Source organism: Pedobacter suwonensis (assembly GCF_007833675.1).
In the GTDB taxonomy this organism is placed as follows: Bacteria; Bacteroidota; Bacteroidia; order Sphingobacteriales; family Sphingobacteriaceae; genus Pedobacter; species Pedobacter suwonensis.
The window spans coordinates 1,831,230-1,849,910 of record NZ_CP031708.1 but is presented as its reverse complement, the minus strand read 5'-3'; the positions used below and the strand labels follow the sequence as shown (position 1 = coordinate 1,849,910).

Here is an 18,681-nt window from a genome sequence, read left to right as displayed (position 1 = left end):
CAAAATGCAATTTGCGCAGACTAACTAAAAAAGACAAACTCTTGAAATGAAAAAACTTTTACTATTAAGCTTTATCCTTGGTATATTTTTTAGTGCACATGCCCAGTTTCCTACTGGCGGACTTGGTGGAGCACCCAAAAAATCAACAGTTACCGGACGGATCACGGCCACTATACTCGATTCATTAACTAAAAAGCCAATTGATTACGCAACGGTTTCTTTGATTAGTGTGAAAAACAATAAATCGGTAAACGGTGGCGTAACCGATGAAAAAGGAAAACTTACCTTACAAAATGTTTCTCCAGATTCATATAAGCTGATGATTGGTTTTATGGGCTATAAAACAAAATCTGTTCTGGTTACCACCACTCCATCTAAACCGGATAACAATATCGGGACGATTTATATTGTGGGAACAGAAAATACTTTGGCTGATGTGCAGGTGCAGGGTACAAAGGCGGTTATCGAAAATAAAATCGACAGAATGGTTTATAATGCAGAGGCTGACGGAACAAATGCCGGTGGTGATGCAACAGATGTAATGCGTAAGGTACCCATGTTATCTGTAGATATGAATGGAAATGTTCAGCTGCGCGGTGGTGCGGTACGTGTGTTAATTAACGGTAAACCTTCTGGTACGATGGCCAGTAGCGTGGCTGATGCGTTAAAGATGATCCCGGCAGAACAGATTAAAAGTGTAGAAGTCATTACCAGTCCATCAGCAAAATACGATGCTGAAGGTTCTGGTGGTATTATCAATATTATCACCAAAAAATCCAATGCACAAGGTGTAAGTGGTTCTGTAAATGCGTCTGCTGGCACACGACAAAACAACGGTGCTTTCAATTTGACGGCCAAGACAGGCCGTTTAAGTGTTAATACAGCCCTTGGAGGTAACTTTGCATATGCCCAGAATTCAAGGGTTGTAATTGTTAACAATACGCAGCTAAATAATGGAAACGCCATCAACACGTCACAAGATGGATACTCCAGATGGAGTAGGGATGGTTTGAATGGTAGCTTAGGTGTTGATTACGACTTTAATGCATATAATAACATTAGCTCTAATGTAAAATTTAACCGTTTTTCGAATGGCGGACCAGGCGAATCAGATTTTATTTCTAATGGTATCCGTCAAAAAAATATTAGCGATATGGATATGACATTCAGTAATATGGATTGGAATGTCGATTATAAAAAAACTTCCAAAAAAGAAGGAGAAGAGTTTTCTATATCTGCGCAACTATCCACTGGTCGTACCCCTCAAAGATTTAGTAATACGTTTATTCCTGAGGGCGCTTCAACAGGGAAAACTACTGAGCGAAATAATACCAGTAAAAATAATGAGTATACCGTTCAAACAGATTATACTTACCCATTTTCTAAATCGACTACTTTAGAACTAGGAGCAAAAGGGATTTTCCGTGAGATTAAAAGTCAATTCGATTTTTCTTCTCAAGATTTTGATTACAATCAGGACGTTGCTGCAGCCTATGGAGTAATCAACTTCAACTTAGCCAAGAAATTAAAGTTTAAAGGTGGTTTAAGAACGGAGTATACTGCGATTAGTTTTAATACGAAAGCAAATGGAATCCAGAAAAATGATTATTTAAATTTATTCCCAAGTGCCATTATTTCTCAAACCTTAAAAGGCAACGCCACGTTGAAATTAAGTTATAACCGTCGTTTACAAAGGCCCGGTCAGAATTATTTGAATCCTTTCCTTAACGACAGTAACCCAATTAGCTTACAGCAGGGGAATCCGTATTTGGATCCTGAACTAAGCGATAACTTGGAACTGGGTTACAGTACTTTTATAAAAGGATCAGTAATTAATGCGTCCGTATTCTATCGCCGTACAGGTGGGATAATTGAAAGCTCGCTGACTACAACTGCGGCCAATGTACCGTTAACCACTTATATCAATGTTGGTACTGGCCAAACTTATGGTTTCAATGTTTTTGGCTCATACAATCCTAAGCCTAAATGGACTTTAATGAGTAATTTTGGATTAAATACTTACGAAGTGAATAACAAAGTAATTAATTTTAATACCGGTACTTTTGTAAACTATAATCTGTTTATCCGTTCAGCTTATGGCTTTGGTAAAGGTTACAATTTTGAATTATTTGGTGTAGTAAATTCGCCAAGAAGAACATATCAAGGCAAAACAGATGCGATGGTTTTTTATGGTGCATCATTCAAAAAAGATGTCTTAAATAAAAAAGGTTCAATCGGTGTTAATACATTAAATCCTTTTACAAAAGATCTTCACATCCAAACTGTAAATAATTCTGTTACGGCTAATGAAACTGTCTTTCAAAGTCAGAATATCTATTATCCATTACGTTCTTTTGGTGTTAATTTTAGTTACTCTTTCGGCAAGCTTAAGTATACAGAGAAGAAAAAGATTAAAAACGACGATATCAAGCAAGACCAGCAACAAGGCGGTGCGATGGGTGGTGGCGTTCAGCAATAAAAATTTCAATCCAAATATATATTAAAGTCTTTCCGAATTAACGGAAAGACTTTTTTCTTTAAAGGGAAGCCACCAGCTTTCAAACAGGGCTATTGGCATATGGTTTAAATGATCTGAGGTTGATCAGGCGGTGTAATAACTGATACTTTATTTCAATGATGATGCGTAGATAAATTAATATCCTACGCTACATGAATACGCTATGGCTTTTCGCCAGTTTAGCCGAGTGATTGCTCAAATTATGTCTATACTGCCGTATTGTTGGTTTTTAAGCTTCTATTTAGGTGTTTCTTAACTTATTTTTCATTTCTAAGTGAGTTTTTACTGTTTTTGAATGCGTATTCTACTTGTTTGTGCGAGGTACGCCAATTTGTAATGTAAAAAATACTTTAAATTAGGTGTTGCTGTCTGTTTTAATGCATTTTTATTTGGTTAAAAACCTATATTGCAATTAACTAGCAATCACTATCCTAAATAATCCACATATGAAAAAACTCTTTACCTCGCTTGTTTTTCTCTGCATCTTACTTACTGGATTACCTACTTTGGCCCAGGTAAAAACCATAACAGGCAAAATCACTTCATCTGATGACGGAGGTCCGTTACCCGGAGTAAGTATAAAAATTAAGGGAACTGCAACAGGTACCTCAACTGATAGTAATGGTGCTTTTACCATTCAGGCACCTTCGCCAAGCTCGGTACTCGTAATTAGTTTAATCGGGTATAAAACCCAGGAAATTACCGTTGGCAATAAAACCACGGTTAATGCAGTGCTGGCTTCCGATGCGCAAGAGTTACAGGAAGTAACCATTTCTACTGCTTTAGGTATCACCCGGCAGGCAAAATCGTTAGGTTATGCCGCACAAACGGTTAATGATAAAGACCTTAATTTTAATCACCAGCCAAACTTGATCAATGCTTTACAAGGTAAAGTGGCAGGAGCAACTATCTCTAGTACGGGTGGTGGCCCTGGTCAGGGAGCAAGCATTAAAATCAGGGGGATTAATTCAATAGATCCCAATATTCCAAGTGATCCTTTATACGTAATTGATGGGGTACAGATTGATAACACGACCTCAACACTAGGCGCTAATCCAGGAGGAACAGCCTATGGTGCGAGAGGTGTAAGCAACAGGGCTTCGGATGTGAATCCTGAAGATATTGAAACCATCAATATTTTAAAAGGTGGGGCGGCAACTGCATTATATGGTTTAAGGGGAGCTAATGGAGTTGTGGTAATTACCACAAAAAAAGGCAAGGCTGGCGGATTTAATATCAATCTTAACAGCACTTATGGCTTTGATAATGTATTGATCAGTCCTGACGTTCAGACAGAATATACGCAGGGTGTTAGAGGTGTTTATACTAATCCGCCTGCAGGTATCGGACCGGCATGGGGACCAACTATCGCCGAGGCAAAACTAATTGATCCGACACATCCAGACCAGCTATTCAATAATTATAAACAGGCATTTGGAACAGGGCAACAGATTAAAAACTCAATTTCAGCTGCAGGTGGAAGCGAAGCAATTAAATTCTTTTCATCAGTATCTCAACTTTATCAAAAAGGTATGATGCCGAATACTGATTATAAAAACTTTTCGGCAAGGTTAAATACTGATTTTACCATCAGCCCTAAACTTAAAGCTTCGGTAAATATGAATTTTAACAATTCTGGTGGTTATACTTATAGTGCGGACAGGTTTGGTGAAGGTTTGGCCTATTGGTCACCACGGTATGATGTAGCTAATTCGGAAAATTCTGACGGTACACAAGTTTATCTGGGGACCAACAATCCAATATGGGGAACTGCAAACAATAAACTGAAAGGTGATGTAAACCGTTTTATTGGTGGCGCAAGCTTGGTATATGAGCCTGTTAAGTGGTTGAATTTTGCCTATCGTTTTGGCGTAGATACTTATAATGATAATAGGATAAGAACAGCCCGGGGGCCGATGTTTACCAGTGAAAATGTTTACGATAACGAATTTGGTTTCTATGGCGAATATAATACCAAATTCAGAACTTTGAATAGCACATTGGTAGCAACATTAAGCACGAAAATAGCCGAGGGGCTAAATGGCACTTTAAGGGTTGGCCAAGAAGTGTACGATAAGCGCGTAAAGGATGTAGGTGTACTTGGAAGTCAGTTGAGTATTTATAATTTCTTCAATTTAGGGAATGCCAAAGTATTAACACCGTCTCAAACCATAACGGAGAAAAGATTGGTTGGCTATTTTGGAGAGGCCACTTTCGACTACAATAATTATCTTTTCTTGACCCTTACCGGTAGGAATGATATCACTTCAACTTTACCAAAAGACAACAGATCTTTCTTTTACCCGTCGGCAAGTTTGAGTTATGTGTTTTCGGATCAGTTTAAGCTTCCAACAGCAATTAGCCAGGCTAAATTAAGATTGTCCTATGCGCAGATCGGGAAAGATGCTTCAGAATACGCAACTTCTTCCGGTTTTACAAATTATGTCAATCTGCCGACAGGTACAACTGGCTTAACCATTTCTCCAAATCTTGGAAACCCTACGCTCCGGCCTGAATTTACCAATTCTTTTGAGGCTGGTTTAGAAATGTCGTTCCTTAAAAACCGTTTAGGATTCGATTTCACATATTACTATTCGCTAAGCAAAGATCAGATTGTACGTGCACAGGTGTCTTCTGCTACAGGTTATGTTTCGTCTTTTATTAATGCAGGAGATATAAGAAATAGAGGAGTAGAACTTGTCATTAACGGAAAACCGATTGTAAATGAGCAGTTTAGATGGGATGTAAACCTCAACCTTTCGGCCAATCGGAATAAAGTATTAACCATGCCAAATGGTATAAAAGAACTGGTTTATGGTGCTGCCAGGGGATATGGGAATGCTGGTGTGACTATGAAATTGATTGAAGGTCAGCCATATGGGAATATTTACGGAAGTTATTTTACCAGATATTCTACTCAGGCGCAGGATCCGGTATTCTTGGATAAAAATCTTCCTTTATTGATTGGAGCAAACGGTTTTCCTGTAATTTCTGGTGGACAGCAGCGCTTACTTGGTAACTCACAGCCTGATTACGTTATCGGTTTAGGTAATACTTTTAGGTATAAACAATTCAGTTTAAATGTACTTTTTGATGCACGTTTGGGATTTGAAAAATACAACTGGCTGGAAGATTTTTATTCGGCTTTCGGATTACCTGATTATACTGCCGACAGAAGATCGTATAAGGTATTTGATGGTGTGTTGGCCAATGGAACACCAAATACTAAACCGGTATGGTTAGGACAAAATACGGTAGATGGCGTAGATTATGGAGAAGGTTATTACCGGGTATACTATAGAAACGTTTCTGAGCCATTTGTTTCCGATGCTTCGTGGGTGCGTTTACGTTCTGCGAGTTTAAGTTATGCACTTCCGGCAAAATGGCTTCCTGCTAAAACAATAAAATCGGCAAGTTTATCAGTAACAGGAAATAACCTTTGGTTATGGACAAAATACTATGGTGTAGATCCGGAATCGAGCTCTTTTGATTCGGGAAGTAATAATGATGGTTCTGCAGGTTTTACTTATCCAAGTGCCAGAACCATCCTTTTCTCTATTAATGTTGGTTTTTAAAAGGAAATAAGATGCAAAAAAATATAAAATACGCAGTATGCTCAGCTCTAATAGCAATACTAGGTTTGCAAAGTTGTAAGGATAGCTACTTTGATAAACTGGCTGCTAACCCCAATCAGGTTACCGTACCAACACTACCATCTTTATTGGCTACTTCAACTGCAAAGGCAGGCATAAATAATTATAATGTTGCCAGCGTAATAGTACCTTATGTACAATATACTGCAAACCCCGCGGCAAGCGGAGCAGGTGACACTTATCAATCTATTGATTTCAGCGCCACCTGGGATGCCCTCTATTTTGCTATGGCCGATGCTAATGAAATGAAAAAACTGGCGATATCTCAGGGATCAAGTGAATACAAGGGAGTTGCAGACGTACTTATTGCCTATAACCTCATAATGGTAAATGATCTATGGGGTAATGCTCCTTTTTCTCAAGCTTTTGACGTCACGAACTTTACACCTAAATATGACAGCGGACAAGAGATTTACAATCAAAGCATGGCTCTTGTAGACGAAGCTATTGCGGAACTTGCAAAAACAAATGCAACGGTTAAATTAAGCCCGGCAAACGACCTCATTTATGGCGCAAATGCTGCGAACGAACGCGCTAACTGGTTAAAATTTGCATATGCGCTTAAAGCAAGGCTGTTAAATAAAGTAAGTAAAACATCAGCTTATAACCCAACGGCAGTACTTAATGCCGTGAGTGACTCTTTTGCTTCAAATGCCGACGATGCAACAATGGGGACTTTTGTGATCAGAAATTTTTGGGCAAGCGTAGCCATTGCAAATGCATCACAATCGTTAGGTGGATGGCTTTCTGAACAACTGATTGATCAGCTTAATGGAACTACATACGGTGTAGTCGATCCTAGGATTGCTAAAATAACGGATAAAACCATTAATAACGTTTACATAGGAACAGTAAACGGCGCAGGTAACCGTGGCACAGCTGGAAATACAACTAAAGATGAATGTTATATCTCTATCAACTCACCCTGGACAAGCGCAACATCCCCTATATTTATCGCAACCTACGCTGAATTAAAGTTTATTGAGGCGGAGGCTGCGTTAACCACTAACAGAACAAGGGCTTATGCTGCTTATTTAGCTGCAATTGGCGCAAATATGGATAAATTTCAGGTAGCTGCTGCTGATAAAGCAATTTATCTGGCCGATCCACGCGTGGCTGTCGGTGAGGCTGCACTAACCAAAGATTTGATCTTAAAAGAAAAATATGTTGCAACTTATCTGAATCCGGAAGCATGGAACGATGCCCGCAGATATGATTATAAATACAAAGATTTTACGCTTCCGGTAAATGCTGTGCTACCGGATTTTATCCGCCGTTTAGATTATCCACAGGGAGAAAGAAGTAAAAATGGTGCAAATGTGCCTGCCGATGTTCCAAGAACAACCAAACTTTGGTGGGATCAGTAATTCAAGCGTATGGCATTTGGCGTGAAACGCTTGTTCGTTTCTTCGCCAAATGCTTAACCCTTAAAAATACGTTTGGCAGAAAGCAGTTAATCTGACTTCTGCCAAACGCTATTCACAATGCGCTAACCGCCAAACCCGTTACGAAATGAAGAAACTATCGCTTATCCTTTTCGTTTTATTTTCTGCTTCCAATCTATTCGCCCAGTCTTTCACTTTAAAATCTGTTTTATCTTATCCTTTTCCAACCCAATTGGTGGCCGCGCCTGTAGGGGCTAAAATTGCCTGGGCGGCAAACGAACAGGGAAAAAGGAATATTTACGTAGCAGAGGCACCAGGTTATAAAGCAGTAAAAATTACAGACTATATGGATGATGATGGGCAGGAGCTAACCAGCTTAGCTATTTCTGCTGATGGAAAGCGGATTGTATTTGTACGTGGCGGAGATCATGGAGGGAGAGATGGCGGGCCGGTTAATGCAAACTCATCGCCAATTGCACCTAAAGTGCAGGTATTTAGTGTTTCTTTTGAGGGAGGTGATATAGTTACTTTAGGCGAAGGCGATAATCCGGTAATTTCGCCCAATAGCGACCAGGTTATTTTTGCCAAAAACGGTCAGGTGATGGTCAGTCCTGTTGATGGAACATCAGCGGCTAAAAACCTGTTTTACGCCAAAGGAATAAACGGAGCCTATAAATGGTCGCCCGACGGAAAAAAAATAGCTTTTATTTCAAACCGGAGCGATCACTCCTTTTTAGGGATTTATACTGATCAGCAAACACCTGTTAAATGGCTATTGCCTTCATTTTCTAAAGATAATACGCCGGTATGGTCGCCGGATGGAAATGATATTGCTTTTATCAGAACGCCCGGTGTTGGCGGGGAAACCGACTCCATTTTAACCAAGAAACATCAGCCCTGGGCCATATGGACGGTAAACGTAAATACGGGTGCGGGAAAAATGATCTGGAAAGCTCCCGAAACTTTACGTGGTTCTTTCCCTTCAATTGATGGTGGCACAAACCTGTTATGGGCCGAGGGTAAAATTGTTTTTACCTCTTATGAGGACGGTTGGCCGCATCTCTATGCCATCACTCCAGACGGATCAAAACGCATGCTGCTCACGCCCGGTAATTTCGCTGTAGAGAACATTAAATTAAGTGCCGATAAGAAAACATTGGTTTTTGCCGCCAATAAGGGCGAAGATGCAGATGACATCGACAGGAGGCATATTTATAAAGTTTCAGTTAATCAAGCGAATATGCAGGCTTTAACTATAGGCAAAGGAATAGAAGCCTATCCTGTTAGTGCAGCCGACAATCAAACAGTTTTTTGTCTGAGTTCAACTGCTGAAAGACCACTATTACCTGCATTGATTACTACGGGAAAAGCGCTGGAACTCATTGGAGAATCCCTCATTCCAAATGATTTTCCACTGAAAGATATGGTAACTCCTAAACATGTGAGTTTTAAAGCTGCAGATGGTAATAGTGTTTATGGCCAGTTGTTTTCGCCAAAAAAAGTGGGTAAAAATCAACCGGCGATTATTTATGTACACGGCGGACCTCAAAGGCAGATGTTTTTAGGCTGGAATCCGATGGATTACTATTCGATAGATTATGCGTTAAATCAGTATTTGGTTAGTATCGGTTTTATTGTGCTGTCTGTAAACTACCGTTTAGGAATCGGCTATGGTTATGATTTTCATAAACCCTTAAAAGCAGGCGCACAGGGTGCGTCAGAATATCAGGATATTAAAGCCGCCAGCGAATGGCTGGCTGCACATCCTGGTATCAACAAAGATAAAATCGGGATTTATGGTGGTTCTTATGGCGGATACCTCACTGCCCTCGCCCTTGGCAAAGATTCTAAACTGTTCGCAGCAGGTGTAGATATCCATGGTGTAAATAACCGGTTTACTACTTTAGATCAGGAAGGAAGAAAACCAGCTCCGGATGTGGCACTTGCAGCAAAAGTAGCCGAACAATCATCACCGGCAAGCTATGTAAATACCTGGACTTCGCCCACATTGATTATTCACGCTGATGACGACCGCAATGTTGCTTTTAACCAAAGTGTCGATCTCGTTAAACGTTTTGAAGATAAAAAGTTTGATTTTGAATTTTTGGCCATTCCGGATGATACCCACCACTGGATGAAATTTTCAAATGGTTTGAAAGTAAGCGAAGCAACGGCTGATTTCCTTAAAAGGAAGTTGATGGGTGAAAAGTAGACTTTTGTGTTTTATTCACAGGTTTAAAACAGGGCAGCAAAATAAGGTTGGACACACATAACGATGTGTCTGCAAGATAGGATCAAAAACGGGAAGCTTTTTTATTTTCGCTTAAATACTTAGCGGCTCTTGCAGATTGTTCCAAAAAAATAATATATGTATAGCATCATTGGTAACGCGATAAAAGATTGAAGTTTGTTTTGTAATCAGACCAATCCTAACGTTTATTTCGAATGAGGATTCTTTAAACATATATGGTTGTTCTGAAATTAATTTTATCGTTTTTTCCGTTTTTTTGATGAACTTATCAGCAACACGATCTCCAAACTTCTGTTGTATGGAAAGATAAACTAAGGTAATTGTTTCTTTTGCTCTTTTTGTATAAAAAATACTTAAAGCCATTATTTACCGATCATTTCCCTGATGCCAGTATATGGTGTTAGATCACCTGAATCGGCTTGTTGCAAAGACTCTTTAATGCCCTCTTTTACCGCCTGAGGGATTACCTCACTTTTTTGTTCAAAAGTGATTTTCATCGCTTTTATTACTGCTTTCAAAGCGGTAAGCTGTTCCTTGTTTTCCGGGTAAACTATTAATGCATCCATACTCAAAATTAAAGATAATTATTGCTATTAACAATAAAGCTGTTTATACTCCAATCAAATAAATGAATGTTTACAGCTAATTTTAAGAAATACATTTGCTTTTTCAAATTTTCCTTACCCTTTTTAAAATCATCAGGCTTAGCGGATTAAAAGAATAGCCGCTGATATTGTTCTGTAGCATCACCACCGACTGATCGTAGAATAAAGGGATAACCGGAGCGTAATCCATTACCATCTGGTCCATTTTTCGGTACAGCTCAAAGCGTTTTTCGTTATCGGTTTCATAATAGCTCTTCTCAAAAAGCTGATCAAATTCTTTGTTGTAAAAAGCAGTATAATTTGGTCCGTAAGGCACTTTGTTTTTCGAGTAGAACATAGAAAGGAAATTCTCTCCATCGCCGTAATCGGCCAGCCATGAGCCACGGAAAAAATTGACACTGTTTTTAGACATCAGATCCCTGAGGCTGGCGCTGGGGCTAACATCTATTTTAACTTTAATCCCGACGGCGGTAAGCTGGCCCTGAATAAACTCGATCAGATCTTTATAGGTTGTAGTGGTATTTAAGGTAACCTCTTCCATCCCTTTCCCTTCAGGGAAACCCGCTTCCACCAATAGTTTGGCCGCAAGTTTTGGGTTATAGGCATATCCACGGACGGCCAGGCTATCGAAACCGGGCATGCCTTTAGGAATAAAACCAGATGTGGCCGAAACACCAATGCCATTTCTCAGGTACTTAATTAATCGGTCACGGTCTATGGCATAATTAATGGCCTGTCTGACTTTTTTAAAACGCAATGGCGATTTCTTTACAATCGAAAGATTAGTGTCAACCAAAATACCAACATATTCGGTGCATAGGTAAGGGCTTTTGGTTAGCGTAAATTTCCCTTTATATTTTGAGGTCATTTTTCCGCTTTTGGTCAGGATATCATCGCGGTAACTGCCATCTATATTATAGTAAAAATCCAGGTCCTTTTTCAGGAAACTCATAAAACCACTTTGTTTATCGGTAATGAAACTGGCTTTGATGGCGTCAAGGTAGGGTAATGATATTCCTTTCACATCTTTTTCAAAATAATGCTCGTTTTTTAACAGCACGAGTATCTCGCCCTCTTTCCAATATTTAAATTTAAATGGGCCGGTACCCACCGGATGGCTCCTGAAATCTTTACCATAATGCTCTACTATTTCTTTGGGAACAACAGAACAATATTGGGTAGTAAGTAAGCTCATAAAGGGTGGAAAAGGGCGTACCAGTTTAATTTGGAAAGTAGAATCATTCAGTGCAATAAAATTGCCCTTGTCCTTTACCTTATCACTAAAAATCCATCCGCCTGATGAAGCCACTTTTGGATCGATCAACCGATAAAAGCTATATACAAAATCGCCTGCAACTACTTTTCGGCCTTTTCCATTTTTAAAAATGGGGTCGTCATGAAAGTAAACATCGCTACGCAGATTAAAAGTATAGGTAAGTGCATCTTCCGAAACCGTCCAGCTTTTGGCTATGCAGGGCAGGGTTTGCAGGGATGAATCAATCTGTACCAAACCATTAAAAATCTGGTTGGTCATCCAGATGGCGTTCTGGTTTCGCGCAAAAGCCGGGTCAATTGAAGTTAAACCCTGATCGAGATTGATATTGAATACTTTCTTGTCGCTATGATGAGCATTTTCCTTACATGAAATGCAGATGATTACATAAAAAAACCAAAATATATATTTAAATGAGCCTCTCATGCGATCAGGAATGTTATTTTTGCACAAATTAATAAATTTAATGCAGATGTCTTTTTTAAACGATTTATTTATTGGCCTCGATGAAGCTAAACAGGAAGAATTGCAGGAGCGTTTAGATCTGGTAGAACATAAGATTAAATTTATGGATAAAGTGCCTGTAGCCTGTATCGATGCCAGTAATTCTCCCATCTATCTGCTTTCAGAAGAGATTGCTTTGGCAGGCGGAATGTTGGAAGCGGATATTTTAAGTGCTGTTTTCATCATTTATTATCAGCCTGGCAAAATGCTCAATGATTTAATGCGCGAAGTACCATCTGTTTTGGATGCGAACTGGCCTGCGGTAAAAAACAACCGTATTATTTTATTAAATGACGACGTAGCACGAGAACGGACCGCCGAAAATGCTGTTTCCCTGATCGAAGATATTGCTGAAATGCTGCATCCCGGTTCATTTATCTTCGGACATGAAGGTGATAAATGGATCAGGTTTGGCGCTTAAGGCTGATGTGAAATGGATGATGGAAGATTGATAATGGGCACTACCATTCGCGCCCAAATCTTTCAACTTTCCAAATTTCGATGCTTGTGCTAACTTAAAAATGGTTCTAATTGAATTTTAGCGGATGGATTTTAACCTTCCAGCCCTCAAACATCTTTAATCTGATACTCCTCTATCTTCCTGTAAAGTGTGGTTAAACCAATTCCCAATAACCTGGATGTTTCCGTTTTGTTGCCTTTGGTGTGGATCAGCACTTTTTGAATGTGCTGTTTTTCTATTTGCTGCAGGTTATATTCATTTGCTACGGGTGTAAAATCAAAGAATTCAGGCGGGAGGGCAGTTGCGCTTAGTACATTGTCATCTGATAAAATAACCAAACGCTCGATGATATTTTTTAACTCGCGTATATTTCCTTTCCAGCTATGGCTGCTCAATACGGATAAAATTTTATCTTCCATTTTTGGTACTGACCGATTTACCTTATCTGCAAATTCTTTCAGATAGTAAGTCGCCAATGCAGGGATATCGGCTTTACGCTCTCGGAGCGGAGGCAAGGTAATGGTAAAAACGGAAAGGCGATAATACAGGTCAGGCCGGAACTTTCCTGATAAGGCATCGGCTTTTAAATCTTTATTGGTGGCGGCTAAAATGCGGACGTTTACCTGTTGCGTTTGGGTATCGCCTACTTTAATAAAAGTCTGGCTTTCAAGTACGCGTAATAGTTTAGCTTGCAAATCCAGGTTCATTTCTCCAATTTCATCCAGCAATAAAGTACCGCCGTTGGCTTCTTCCAATAATCCCTTTTTGTCTTTATTTGCCCCCGTAAAGGCTCCTGCTTTATATCCGAATAATTCACTTTCCAATAAATCCGGACTAAATCCGCTACAGTTTAAGGCCACAAACGGTTTTATTGCCCTAGGGCTTTCATAGTGGATGGACTGTGCAAAAACCTCTTTTCCAGTCCCCGTTTCACCAAGCAACAAAACGGTAGTATCGGTTTTGCTTACTTTTTTAGCCAGATCAATAGCTTCCTTTAATGTTTTAGATTGCCCGATAATTGTTTCAAAGCTATGTTTCTTTGCGATTTTGTTTTCAAGATCAGAAACCCTGCGCTGCAGGTTAGACTTATCCATCGCTTTGTATAAAAGCGGGATGATTTTCTCATTATCGTCGCCTTTTACAAGGTAATCAAATGCCCCGTTTTTAATGGCCAGAACCCCATCAGCAATTGTTCCGTAAGCGGTGAGGTTGATAATTTCTACGTAGGATTTTATAGCTTTAATATCTTTAACCAGTGCAACACCATTTACGTCAGGAAGTTTTACATCGCTGATGACAATACTTACCTCATTGCTTTTTAAAAGTTTGAGTCCTTCTTTTCCGGTATTGGCCTGTAATGTTTTAAAGCCTTCCAGTTCTATAATCCTGGAAAGTAAACTGCAGATTTTCTTTTCATCATCAATGATGAGGACCATCCCATTCATAGGTTAAAATTATACTGCAATATTAAGTAATAAAAATAACGAAAGATGATGAGGGGGATAAAATAAGCTATTTGGTTGTAAGCTTCTATTCGGCTGCTTTATGTTGTAGAAACACAGGCTATGGGTGGCGGAAAAAGGCTTTGGATTTTAAACTTTGGCTTAAGGCTCCTGATCCTCGACTTAATTTGTACCTTTTTCGTTTCTTAGGCACCAAAATAAAAGCTTTTTGAGCATATTTGAATTTTGCAAAACAAATACTATGTTCAAAAGATTAACTGCCATATTCACCCTATGCTTACCGGTAATGTTTTGTTTGGCGCAACAGGTTCGTCCATCAAAATCTTCCGAGATTTACAGAGAACTTAAAACCTTAAAACACCTACCCAAGGTTTTGTATCTGGCCGCCCATCCTGATGATGAAAATACGGGTTTGCTGTCGTGGTTGATTAACGATCAGAATGTAGAAACAGCTTATTTATCGCTAACCAGGGGAGACGGCGGGCAGAACCTTCTGGGTACCGAACAAGGGGCAGCATTGGGCTTGATCAGAACACACGAACTACTGGAAGCCCGTAGATTGGATGGTGCACAACAGTTTTTTACCAGGGCCATTGATTTCGGTTTCTCTAAAAACACCACCGATACTTTTAAACAGTGGGATGCCGATAGCATTACCGCAGATGTGGTTTGGGTAATCAGAAAATTCAGGCCTGATGTAATTATCTGCCGTTTCCCGCCAACTGCTGCTGCCGGACATGGACAACATGCGGCTTCTGCAGTTGTTGCCGAAAAGGCATTTAAGGTGGCCGCCGATAAAAATATGTTTCCTGAACAGCTGAAATACGTTGCTGTTTGGCAGCCCAAAAGATTGTTATGGAATACCTTCAGGTTTGGTGCAGTTAATACAACAGCCGAAAATCAATTAAAGGTAGCCGTTGGGCAGTATGATGCTCAATTGGGAATGGGCTATGGAGAGCTGGCCGGATTAAGCAGAAGTTTACATAAAAGCCAGGGCGCCGGAACACAGTCTGTGGCTGGTATACGTTCCGAATATTTTGTCAATGTTTTGGGCGATCCTGCCAAAAGAACTCTTTTTGATGGCTTAAATATGAACTGGTCTGATAAAGGCGTAGGCGATATTGATGAACTCATCGATATTATATTGTTATCATTTAATTATAACCAGCCCGACAAAAGCCTGCACGGACTATTGATGCTAAGAAGAAAAATTGCCGAGTTGCAGGATGTAGCATTAAGGAAAGATAAACTTGCTGCGATCGATAATATCATCTTAAGCAGTGCAGGGTTTATGGGCGAAGTAGTAACCAATCAGCCCGAAGCACTTGCCGGCAACAGTTATAATTTCCGTTTAAACTTAATTTCAAGATCGGCTACTCCTGTAAAGGTAGAAAGTGTAAACTGGCTAAATCAGACAGATCATTTAAACAGAACGCTGGCAAATGATTCGCTGATTACCATTGAACGAAAAATCCAGATTCCGGCAGATGCTGCGCCAACTGAACCTTATTGGCTGGCCAAGCCTGCAAAAAACGCAGCAACATTTAGCGTGCCGAATGATACGTTGATCGGACTTCCGGAAATGCAATCGCCGGTTAATGTGTTGTTGACACTGAAAATAGAATCTGAAAAATTCGCGGTCAGTTTGCCTTTATCCTATAAAAAATTAGATCCTGTTAAGGGAGATGTGGTAGAAGCACTGAGAATTGTCCCTGCATTAGACTTAAGTTTTAGCGAACCTGTTTATTTTGCAAAAGAAAAAGAAGCTTTAAATGTCGGTCTTCGCTTAAGGGCCAATAAGAATATCAATTACGGGAGAATTACTTTTAAAATTGGGAACCAGGTTGTAAAAACCTTCCAGGGGATTAACCTGGGCGAGAATACGCTGAGCACGATGAATTTCGTTATCCCTGTTGAAGATTTAGCTAAAATTAAAACCAGCCAGAATAAATTAGAAGCAGTTTTTTCATCAGAAACAAATGAATATTCAAAAGGGCAGGTATTGATCCAATACCCGCATTTGCCAACCCTCCAATATTTTGTTCCGGCAACTACCTGGTTAATTAAAGGAGACATCAAAGTATTGGCGAAAAAAATTGGCTATATCGAAGGGGCTGGCGACCTTATTCCCGAATTTTTAAGACAGGCCGGTTTACAGGTTGATGTGCTGACAGAAGCAGATATCCTAAATCCGGTCAAACTGGCAAGCTATGACGCCGTGGTAACCGGCGTAAGGGTAATCAATACCGAAAAGAGAATTAAAAACTGGCAAACTGCTTTACGCAGTTATGTAGAAAACGGCGGAACCATTGTCATGCAGTACAATACCACACAGGATATGGCATTGCAGGATTTTGGTATTTATCCATTTAGCATCAGTGGTAAAAGGGTAACCGAAGAAAATGCAGCGGTTAAGTTTTTAAAACCTGACCATAAATTACTGAACTATCCAAATAAAATCACTGCTGAAGATTTTAAAGGCTGGGTGCAGGAACGTGGTGCTTACTTCCCTGACCAATGGGATCCCAGATACGAAACGCTTTTTGAAATGCACGATACGGGCGAGGAGCCACTTCAGGGTTCAACCCTTTATGCTAAATATGGTAAAGGGAATTTTATTTATACGCCTTTAGCATTTTTCAGGCAGTTGCCAGCAGGCAATGTTGGCGCAGCCAGGTTGTTCTTTAACTTTTTATCAGCCGGAAAGTGATGAAAAATCAGTTTAAAAACTGGAATACCTGGTATGCATTACTCGCTTTGGCGCTGGTATTTCAGCTTGTGTTTTATTATTTGTTTACTAAATTCTGGGCATGAGTAATGTCGATTGGGCCGTATTGATATTCACTTTGCTTGCCGTGGTAGCCTATGGCGTTTTTATTGGTCGTGGGCAGAAAAGCAATGCCTCCTATTTAAAGGCAGATAATAAAATGCCCTGGTATATTGTGCTGCTTGGTATTATGGCCACACAGGCCAGCGCCATTACTTTTTTGTCAGCGCCGGGGCAGGCCTATACCGACGGTATGCGTTTTGTTCAGTATTATTTCGGCCTGCCTTTGGCTATGATCGTGATCTGCATTACCTTCATTCCCATTTTCCAGCGGTTAAATGTATATACAGCTTACGAATATTTAGAAAACCGTTTTGATAAAAAAACAAGGGTATTAACCTCATTGCTGTTCCTGTTTTCGCGGGGATTATCAACCGGCATCAGTATTTATGCACCAAGTATTATCCTTTCCAGTGTATTAAACTGGAATATTTATTTAACCAATATCCTTACCGGAGGAATACTATTGATTTATACTTACGTGGGAGGTGCAAAGGCAATTGCGCATACACAGAAGTTACAGTTTTTGATCATATTAGGCACCATGGCTTTTGCTGCATACCTTTTGGTGCAGAATATGCCTGATGGAATCGGTTTTAAAGACGCGCTTTACCTGGCCGGAAAATCTGGTAAGTTAAATGTAATTACCACAGAATTTGACTGGAAGGATAAATACAACATTTGGAGCGGTTTAATCGGTGGGTTTTTTCTGGCGCTGTCTTATTTTGGCACCGATCAGAGCCAGGTTGGAAGGTACATTACGGCAAAAGATAATACAAATGCCAAAATGGGATTACTGTTAAATGGATTGGTTAAAATCCCGATGCAGTTTGCGATCCTCTTAATCGGCGCGTTATTATTTGCTTTTTTCTCTTTAAAACCGGCTCCGATTTATTTTAACGAACGATCCTATCAGCATTTAAAAGAAACTCAGCCCCGGCAGGCCGCAGCTTTTGAAAAAGAACACCAGGCCTTAGCACAGAAATTTAACCAGCAATCAAAAAATATTCTTCTGGAAAAAGAAAAGCAGTCGCCAACGCTAAGTTCTTCCATAGCAAATTTTAAAGCAACCCAAAAACAGGTTAAAGAGTTACATAGCCAGGTAGAAGAAGCCATTAATAAATCAAATTACAATGCAGAGAAAACCGATACCAACTATATTTTTCTGTACTTTGTGAAAAATACACTTCCGGTGGGGATGATCGGCTTGCTTTTCGCTGTCATATTTTTGGCCAGCTGGGGGTCTATATCAGCCGCATTAAATTCGCTGGCTGCCTGTTCCTTAAAAGATGTACACCTTATTTTTGGTAAAAAAGAAGTTGATGACGAAACGGAATTAAAATATAGCCGTTTGCATACTTTAGCATGGGGTATCTTTTCAATCGCAGTAGCCATGTTTGCTACACAAATGGGTTCGTTAATCGAGGCCGTTAATGTACTGGGCTCACTTTTTTATGGACCAATTCTGGGCATTTTCTTAGTGGCTTTTTATTTGAAAAAGATAAACGGGCCAAATGTGTTTATTTCGGCTATCTTATCAGAAATTGCCGTTGTAGCAATCTATAAGTTTGATATAGTTTCATTTCTCTGGCTTAATGTAATTGGCGCGGCCGCAGTAATCATCTGCTCAGTAATCGGTCTGTTGTTTTCAAATCAAAAAGTTGCGACTGACAAATCAGACTGATTTTTTACGCAAAGCAGATATTTTTTCCTGGGCGCAGGCCTGGAAATTTAATACCTTT

General features: G+C 39.8%; 11 protein-coding genes. 7 read left to right on the top strand and 4 right to left on the bottom strand.

Annotated elements, in window-relative coordinates; translation table 11 throughout:
* The first annotated feature begins 46 nt into the window (after window positions 1-46).
* The 4 genes from DV942_RS07615 (at window position 47) to DV942_RS07600 (ending at window position 9,768) form a co-directional block, all read left to right on the top strand.
* Entirely contained in the window at window positions 47-2,479 is a 2,433-nt protein-coding gene (locus tag DV942_RS07615; protein WP_145856534.1) for an outer membrane beta-barrel family protein, read from the top strand.
* Window positions 2,480-2,964: 485 nt separating this feature from the next.
* Window positions 2,965-6,093: a SusC/RagA family TonB-linked outer membrane protein gene (locus tag DV942_RS07610; RefSeq protein WP_186462442.1), complete on the top strand. Its 3,129-nt coding sequence runs from the start codon at window positions 2,965-2,967 to the stop codon at window positions 6,091-6,093.
* Between the two features lie 11 nt (window positions 6,094-6,104).
* Window positions 6,105-7,538, top strand: coding sequence for a SusD/RagB family nutrient-binding outer membrane lipoprotein (locus tag DV942_RS07605; RefSeq protein WP_145856533.1), 1,434 nt, complete (start codon window positions 6,105-6,107; stop codon window positions 7,536-7,538).
* A 145-nt stretch (window positions 7,539-7,683) separates the two neighbouring features.
* Window positions 7,684-9,768, top strand: a complete 2,085-nt coding sequence (locus DV942_RS07600; RefSeq protein ID WP_145856531.1) for a S9 family peptidase — start codon at window positions 7,684-7,686, stop codon at window positions 9,766-9,768.
* Window positions 9,769-9,879: 111 nt separating this feature from the next.
* Here the strand turns inward: DV942_RS07600 and DV942_RS07595 are convergent, their stop codons facing one another.
* From DV942_RS07595 to DV942_RS07585, 3 genes are all read right to left on the bottom strand, one after another.
* The gene (locus DV942_RS07595) at window positions 9,880-10,170 is read right to left on the bottom strand and encodes a type II toxin-antitoxin system RelE/ParE family toxin (protein WP_145856529.1); all 291 of its coding nucleotides are present in this window, start codon (window positions 10,168-10,170) and stop codon (window positions 9,880-9,882) included.
* On the bottom strand, window positions 10,170-10,373 hold the full coding sequence (locus DV942_RS07590) for a DUF2683 family protein (protein WP_145856527.1): 204 nt from the start codon (window positions 10,371-10,373) through the stop codon (window positions 10,170-10,172). The genes DV942_RS07595 and DV942_RS07590 overlap by 1 nt, the downstream gene beginning before the upstream one ends.
* A 103-nt stretch (window positions 10,374-10,476) precedes the next feature.
* On the bottom strand, window positions 10,477-12,111 hold the full coding sequence (locus DV942_RS07585) for an ABC transporter substrate-binding protein (protein WP_145856525.1): 1,635 nt from the start codon (window positions 12,109-12,111) through the stop codon (window positions 10,477-10,479).
* Between the two features lie 46 nt (window positions 12,112-12,157).
* Between DV942_RS07585 and DV942_RS07580 the strand changes: the two genes are divergently transcribed.
* Window positions 12,158-12,610 (top strand): substrate-binding domain-containing protein, encoded by a 453-nt coding sequence (locus DV942_RS07580; RefSeq protein WP_145856523.1) that lies wholly within the window; start codon window positions 12,158-12,160, stop codon window positions 12,608-12,610.
* A gap of 146 nt (window positions 12,611-12,756) precedes the next feature.
* On the opposite strand, the gene DV942_RS07575 is transcribed toward DV942_RS07580, so the two are convergent.
* Window positions 12,757-14,094 carry a sigma-54-dependent transcriptional regulator gene (locus DV942_RS07575; protein ID WP_145856521.1) on the bottom strand — a complete coding sequence of 446 codons (1,338 nt, stop codon included), beginning with the start codon at window positions 14,092-14,094 and terminating at the stop codon, window positions 12,757-12,759.
* A gap of 259 nt (window positions 14,095-14,353) precedes the next feature.
* On the opposite strand from DV942_RS07575, the gene DV942_RS07570 reads away from it, so the two are divergent.
* Window positions 14,354-16,822: a PIG-L family deacetylase gene (locus tag DV942_RS07570; protein WP_145856519.1), complete on the top strand. Its 2,469-nt coding sequence runs from the start codon at window positions 14,354-14,356 to the stop codon at window positions 16,820-16,822.
* A 100-nt stretch (window positions 16,823-16,922) separates the two neighbouring features.
* Window positions 16,923-18,623 carry a sodium:solute symporter gene (locus DV942_RS07565; RefSeq protein WP_145856517.1) on the top strand — a complete coding sequence of 567 codons (1,701 nt, stop codon included), beginning with the start codon at window positions 16,923-16,925 and terminating at the stop codon, window positions 18,621-18,623.
* The last annotated feature ends 58 nt before the right edge of the window (window positions 18,624-18,681 follow it).